General features: G+C 40.1%; 6 protein-coding genes. 4 read left to right on the plus strand and 2 right to left on the minus strand.

Annotation, left to right across the window (positions count from 1 at the left end):
- The first annotated feature begins 171 nt into the window (after window positions 1-171).
- On the plus strand, window positions 172-1,569 hold the full coding sequence (gene asnS / locus GQR46_RS14070) for an asparagine--tRNA ligase (protein WP_024612616.1): 1,398 nt from the start codon (window positions 172-174) through the stop codon (window positions 1,567-1,569).
- A 140-nt stretch (window positions 1,570-1,709) separates the two neighbouring features.
- Here the strand turns inward: asnS and GQR46_RS14075 are convergent, their stop codons facing one another.
- Both GQR46_RS14075 and GQR46_RS14080 read right to left on the minus strand, forming a co-directional pair.
- Window positions 1,710-2,636 carry an FAD-binding protein gene (locus GQR46_RS14075; RefSeq protein ID WP_024589219.1) on the minus strand — a complete coding sequence of 309 codons (927 nt, stop codon included), beginning with the start codon at window positions 2,634-2,636 and terminating at the stop codon, window positions 1,710-1,712.
- Window positions 2,637-3,386 (minus strand): electron transfer flavoprotein subunit beta/FixA family protein, encoded by a 750-nt coding sequence (locus tag GQR46_RS14080; protein WP_165728683.1) that lies wholly within the window; start codon window positions 3,384-3,386, stop codon window positions 2,637-2,639.
- Between the two features lie 221 nt (window positions 3,387-3,607).
- On the opposite strand from GQR46_RS14080, the gene GQR46_RS14085 reads away from it, so the two are divergent.
- From GQR46_RS14085 to GQR46_RS14095, 3 genes are all read left to right on the plus strand, one after another.
- A complete protein-coding gene (locus GQR46_RS14085) occupies window positions 3,608-5,254 on the plus strand; it encodes an electron transfer flavoprotein-ubiquinone oxidoreductase (protein WP_165741278.1) in 1,647 nt (548 codons plus the stop codon).
- A gap of 132 nt (window positions 5,255-5,386) precedes the next feature.
- The gene (locus tag GQR46_RS14090; RefSeq protein WP_007586808.1) at window positions 5,387-5,851 is read left to right on the plus strand and encodes an acyl-CoA thioesterase; all 465 of its coding nucleotides are present in this window, start codon (window positions 5,387-5,389) and stop codon (window positions 5,849-5,851) included.
- Between the two features lie 259 nt (window positions 5,852-6,110).
- Complete coding sequence (locus GQR46_RS14095) at window positions 6,111-6,680, plus strand: outer membrane beta-barrel protein (protein ID WP_007586810.1); 570 nt, start codon at window positions 6,111-6,113, stop codon at window positions 6,678-6,680.
- Window positions 6,681-6,766 lie beyond the last annotated feature (86 nt).

Below are 6,766 nucleotides of genomic sequence, written 5' to 3' on the forward strand. Positions count from 1 at the left end.
TAAACCGCATGCATAAAAACTTTTAAAGAGTTGCCCACAATAGTTTTTTTATTCAACTTTACTAGGTAAGATACAGGGTTCAAGTGCAGCGCCGTTTATGTGCAATTTATGCCACAGTGCTGCGCACAGTTAAAATAAAATAGTTAGGCAACTTATATCATTGGAGTGAAGATGAGCCATTTAGCGATTTCAGAGCTATTAAAAGGCAATGTTGCGGTAGACAGCCAAGTAACAATTAAGGGCTGGATCCGTACTCGCCGCGATTCAAAAGCAGGAATTTCATTTTTAGCCGTTCATGACGGTTCGTGTTTTGATCCTATTCAAGCGGTAGTTCCTAATTCACTGAATAATTATGATGAAGTTACTAGCTTAACAGCCGGTTGTTCTGTGTCGGTTACTGGTGTTTTAGTGCAATCTGCTGGCCAAGGTCAGTCTTTCGAAATTCAAGCTAATACTGTGACTGTATTAGGTTGGGTAGAAAACCCAGATTCTTACCCAATGTCGGCAAAGCGCCATAGCATTGAGTACTTACGTGAGCACGCTCACCTTCGCCCTCGTACAAATATGATTGGCGCGGTAACTCGTGTACGTAACTGTTTAGCACAAGCTATTCACCGTTTTTACCACGAGCAAGGCTTTTACTGGATCAGCACGCCAATTATTACGGCAAGTGACTGTGAAGGCGCTGGCGAAATGTTCCGTGTATCAACGCTTGATATGCAAAACTTACCGCTTACAGACAAAGGCGAAGTTGATTACAGCGAAGATTTCTTCGGTAAAGAAGCATTCCTTACTGTATCTGGCCAGTTAAATGGCGAAACTTACGCGTCTGCAATGTCAAAAATTTACACGTTTGGCCCAACATTCCGTGCAGAAAATTCAAATACATCACGCCACCTTGCAGAATTTTGGATGGTAGAGCCTGAAGTTGCGTTTGCTGATTTAGAAGACATCGCAAAACTTGCTGAAAATATGCTTAAGTATGTGTTTAAAGCCGTACTTGAAGAGCGCCGTGATGACATGGAATTTTTTGCACAACGTGTAGAAAAAACCGCAATTACGCGTTTAGAAGAATTTGTAGAAAAAGACTTCGCGCAGGTAAATTACACTGAAGCAGTAGAGATCCTTAAAAACTGTGGTAAAAAGTTTGAGTACGCTGTTGAATGGGGTGTAGATTTACAGTCTGAGCACGAGCGTTACTTAGCTGAAGAGCACTTTAAAGCACCGGTAGTTATTAAAAACTACCCACGTGACATTAAAGCATTCTACATGCGCCAAAACGAAGACGGTAAGACCGTTGCCGCAATGGACATTGTAGCACCAGGTATTGGTGAGATCATTGGTGGTTCACAACGTGAAGAACGCCTTGATGTACTTGATGCACGCTTAGAAGAAATGGGCTTAAACAAAGAAGATTACAGCTGGTACCGCGATCTACGTAAATACGGTAGCGTGCCGCACTCAGGCTTTGGTTTAGGCTTTGAACGCTTAGTTGCTTATGTAACAGGTATGGGCAACGTACGTGACGTTATTGCCTTCCCTCGTACTAAAGGCAGCGCAACTTACTAATACTAAGTTAGCCGTTTATAAATACTAAAAACCAGCCAATTGGCTGGTTTTTTTGTGTCTTTGATTTACCGAATAAAAAAGCCGCAGCACTCAAAGAGCACCACGGCTTTCAACCAGAATAAATTTTGCTTAATTAAGCGCTATAAAGCACTTTCGAGCTGTGGCAGTACTTCAAATAAGTCAGCCACTAACCCGTAATCTGCAACTTGAAAAATAGGTGCGTCAGGGTCTTTATTAATCGCGACAATTACTTTTGAGTCTTTCATACCGGCTAAATGCTGAATAGCACCGCTAATCCCTACTGCAATGTATAAATTAGGCGCTACAATTTTACCTGTTTGCCCTACTTGCATATCGTTAGGTACAAAGCCTGCGTCAACTGCTGCGCGCGACGCACCAATGGCTGCTCCCAATTTGTCGGCAATACCATTAAGTAGTGCAAAGTTTTCACCGTTTTGCATACCGCGACCACCCGATATAACCACAGTGGCAGCCGTAAGTTCAGGTCGTTCAGACTCTGTTTGTTCAACACTTACAAAGCTACTTAATTGCGAATCAGACACTGTATCAATGCTTGTTATAGCAGCAGCTGATTGCTCACCTTGTAAATCAAAGCTACTGGCACGTACGGTAATTACTTTTTTACTGTCGAGTGATTTAACCGTGGCGATTGCATTACCTGCATAAATTGGACGTTTAAATGTATCGGCGTCCACTACTGCGATAATTTCAGAAATTTGCGCAACATCTAATAACGCAGCAACACGTGGCATAAAGTTTTTGCCTGTTGTCGTTGCACTTGCAACAATGTGGCTGTAGGTGTCGCTAAGCGATAAAACTAAATCGGTCATGCTCTCAGCTAACTGATGTTCATAAACACTATTATCGGCAACTAAAACATTAGCTACGCCATCAATGCTGGCCACTTGTGAGCTCATTGCGCTTAGGCTGTTCCCTGCAATAAGCACATCAACAGGAAAACCTATTTTTACTGCAGCGTTAATCGTTTTTGAGGTTTCTGGTTTTAAGGCACCGTTGTCGTGCTCTGCAATTACGAGTGTTTTCATTTAAATCACCTTTGCCTCTGTTTTTAATTTTTCTACAAGCTGTGCAACGTCTTCAACAATAATTCCTGCGGTACGTTTAGCTGGCTCTTCTACACTTATTAATTGAATACGCGGTGTTAAATCAACACCAAGCGAATCAGCTGCTATTACTTCAAGCGGCTTACGTTTGGCTTTCATAATATTTGGCAGTGATGCGTAACGAGGCTCGTTTAAGCGTAAATCAGTTGTAACAACCGCCGGTAAATTAAGTGCTACCGTTTGCAGGCCCCCATCAACTTCGCGGGTCACGTTTACTTTGCCATTTTCAATAACAACCTTGGATGCAAATGTACCCTGCCCACGATTAGTAAGCGCAGCAAGCATTTGACCTGTTTGATTATTATCTGAATCGATTGACTGTTTACCTAAAATTATAAGTTCAGGAGACTCTTGCTCAACAATTTTAGCCAAGAGCTTTGCAATATGGAGTGACTCGAGCTTTTCATCGGTTTCGATGTGAATGGCTTTGTCGGCACCCAGTGCTAATGCTGTGCGTAATTGCTCTTGCGATGCTTTAGGACCAATAGTAACAGCTATAACTTCACTGGCTGTACCAGCTTCTTTAAGGCGAATGGCTTCTTCTATGGCAATTTCACAAAACGGATTCATTGCCATTTTTACGTTAGTTAAATCAACGTCGCTGTTATCACTTTTAACGCGTGCTTTTACGTTGTAATCAATCACTCTTTTTATTGGTACGAGAACTTTCATAGGAACTCCATAATTATTTAAACCTACAAGGTAACGTGCACGTCAACTTATTTATTTTATGAAATTAGACTACTTCCTGTTGACGTAAACGTCAACCTAAAATAACCTTTAACTATTCACAGTCTGTAACGTTTAATTTGCAAGGTTAAAAATAGGCTGTACACCTTATTTAAATGCGTAGTAAACATTCGAATAAGTCCGTCATAGATAAAGAGGTTATTATGGTCGAACGTGAAACCATGGAATTTGATGTAGTAATTGTTGGCGCTGGCCCTGCGGGGCTTTCAAGTGCAATTAAACTCGCGCAACTAGCACAAGAAAAACAACAAGAGTGCATGATTTGCGTAGTCGAAAAAGGTTCTGAAGTGGGTGCACATGTACTCTCTGGTGCTGTTTTTGAAACCAAAGCTTTGGATGAACTGCTACCAAATTGGCAGGAGCTTGGCGCACCGGTTACAACCAAAGTAACCAACGATGAAATTTATTGGTTTAATAACGAGCAAAAAGCGACATCAATCCCCCACTTTGCTACGCCAAAAACATTTCATAATGATGGTAACTACATTGTATCTATGGGTAATGTATGTCGATGGCTAGCAGAGCAAGCTGAAAGCTTAGGCGTAGAGATTTTTCCAGGATTTAGTGCTCACTCTTTAATAATTGAAGATAAAGCAGTAAAAGGGATTATTACTGGCGATATGGGTGTCGACAAAGACGGTAATGAAAAAGACGGTTACATGCCAGGTATGGAGCTTCGTGCAAAATACACCATATTTGCAGAAGGCTGCCGAGGTCATTTAGGTAAGCAGCTAATTAATGAGTTTGCACTTGATGCAGATTCATCGCCGCAGCATTACGGTTTAGGCTTTAAAGAAATTTGGCAAATTGATGAAAGTAAGCATGAGCTTGGCAAAGTTGTTCATGGTACAGGTTGGCCACTTAGCGGCGATACTAATGGTGGTGCATTTATGTATCACAGTGAAAACAACCAAGTTGTTGTTGGATTGATTATTGATTTAAATTACTCGAACCCACATTTAAGCCCGTTCGATGAGTTTCAGCGAATGAAGCACCATCCAGTATTTAAAGACGTACTAGAAGGTGGCGAACGTATTGCTTACGGCGCACGTGCTATTGCTAAAGGTGGCTTGCATTCATTACCAAAAATGCATTTTGCGGGTGGCTTAATTGTTGGTTGTGATGCAGGCACACTTAACTTTGCAAAAATCAAAGGTAATCACACTGCAATGAAATCGGGAATGATTGCCGCTGAGGTTATTTTTGAAGCATTGCAAAATGAGTTGGCAAATACCGATTTAACTCATTATCAAACTGCGTTTGAGAAATCGTGGGCATATAAAGAGTTATATCAATCTCGTAACTTTGGCCCTGCAATGCACAAACTCGGTAAGTTTATAGGGGGTGCGTATAACACGCTTGATCAAAACATTTTTAATGGTGGTTTACCCTTTACGTTTAAAGATAATACGCCCGATCATTCAACCCTTGTTGATGCTAACGCCGCTGACAAAATAGCGTACCCAAAGCCAGATGGACACCTTAGCTTTGATAAACTCTCAAGTGTGTTTTTATCAAATACTAACCACGAAGAATCACAGCCTTGTCATTTAAAGCTCAAAGATGCGTCAATTCCTATTAACGTAAACCTAGTTAAATTTGATGAACCCGCACAACGTTATTGCCCAGCAGGCGTTTACGAAGTACAAGAAATAGGAGGCAATAAAGAGTTTGTTATTAACGCCCAAAACTGTGTGCACTGTAAAACCTGCGATATTAAAGACCCAAGCCAAAACATTACTTGGGTAACCCCAGAAGGTGCTGGTGGGCCAAACTACCCTAATATGTAACTAAATTATGCGTTATATACACATATAATCACTTTTTTTACATATAAATTATAAACATATCCTAAATTGCAGGGGCTTCGGCCCCTTTTTTACGTTATGCTAATAGTAGTTTTAATAATAAGAGTGTTATCTATGCCGTCGTCAAAAGTTGTTTTTCGTTTTTTAGCAGAGCCTACCGATGTTAATTTTGGTGGTAAAGTTCATGGTGGGGCCGTCATGAAATGGATTGACCAAGCAGGCTATGCATGTGCTGCGGGTTGGAGTGGTCACTACTGCGTAACGGTTTCAGTTGCGGGTGTTAAATTTAGACGCCCAATTCTAGTAGGTCAAATAGTCGAAGTAGAAGCTAAAATTGCCCATACGGGTAGAAGTAGTATGCAAATATTTATACAAGTGCGTTGTGGCGATCCAAAAACACAAAATATGGTTGAAACAAATCATTGTGTTATCAGCTTTATTGCTATGGATGAAACGGGCTACCCAATAGAAGTGCCTTCGTTTAAAGCTGTAACAGAAGAAGATATTAAATTAGAAAATTACGCTATAAAAATGAAAGAAATAGCAATTGAAACAGAAAACTTGCTTCATACAGTGTAATTACTAGTTTAAATAAAGTCAGGCTATGTAAAAAACTCATTATACTTTGTAAAAGATACAACTTATTTTAGAGTACTCAATTACACAAAAGTTCACTTTGATTATAAAACACGCTAAACACCGTAAAAACCAATACAAAAGAATTAATTAAGGCGTGTTTTTAATTCATTTTAATATTGGCACGCTCGCTGCAAGTAGATAATTGAAGTTTGATTAATGAAATCAAGCATTTGATTATTTTTTGTAAAGGAGCTATTCAATGATTAAAACACTTTCTCTTTCAGCTATTGCACTAGCAACACTGGGTTTTAACTCTGCAGCACACGCTGACATTTCTGATTTCGATTCTCCACGTATTTATACTGGTATCGGTTACGGTCAATATTCTTTTGAATTTGAAGACAGTGACAACGACACTGACTTTGACGACGATGCACAAATGCTTAAGGGTTACGTTGGTGCACAATTTAACGAGTACTTAAGCTTAGAGCTTGCTTATCAAAACTTTGATGAAGTAAGTGATATAGACAGCAAAGCTGAAATTGATGGCGTATCGCTTGCCGCACGTTTGGGCTACCCTATAACAGAAAGCTTTTCTGTGTATGCAAAAGGCGGTTGGCTTGAATGGGATGCAGATTACACACAAGATTTACCAGTAGGTGGCGTATCAGCGTCTACAGATGGTGGTGATGCATTTTACGGCGCTGGTATTGAATACGCGCTTACAACAAATGTACAGTTTCGTTTAGAGTACGAACGCTATAAACTTGATGACGATATTGACCCAGATATGGATGTAGCGTCTGTATCAGTTCAATACATGTTTTAATTAGTCTTTAGCATGTATAAAAGGTAAGCCCAAGGGCTTACCTTTTTTGTTTTAGGCTCTTTTTAAATATATTAATATAAACCAAT

It is taken from the genome of Pseudoalteromonas sp. Z1A6 (assembly GCF_011378745.1).
In the GTDB taxonomy this organism is placed as follows: Bacteria; Pseudomonadota; Gammaproteobacteria; order Enterobacterales; family Alteromonadaceae; genus Pseudoalteromonas; species Pseudoalteromonas arctica.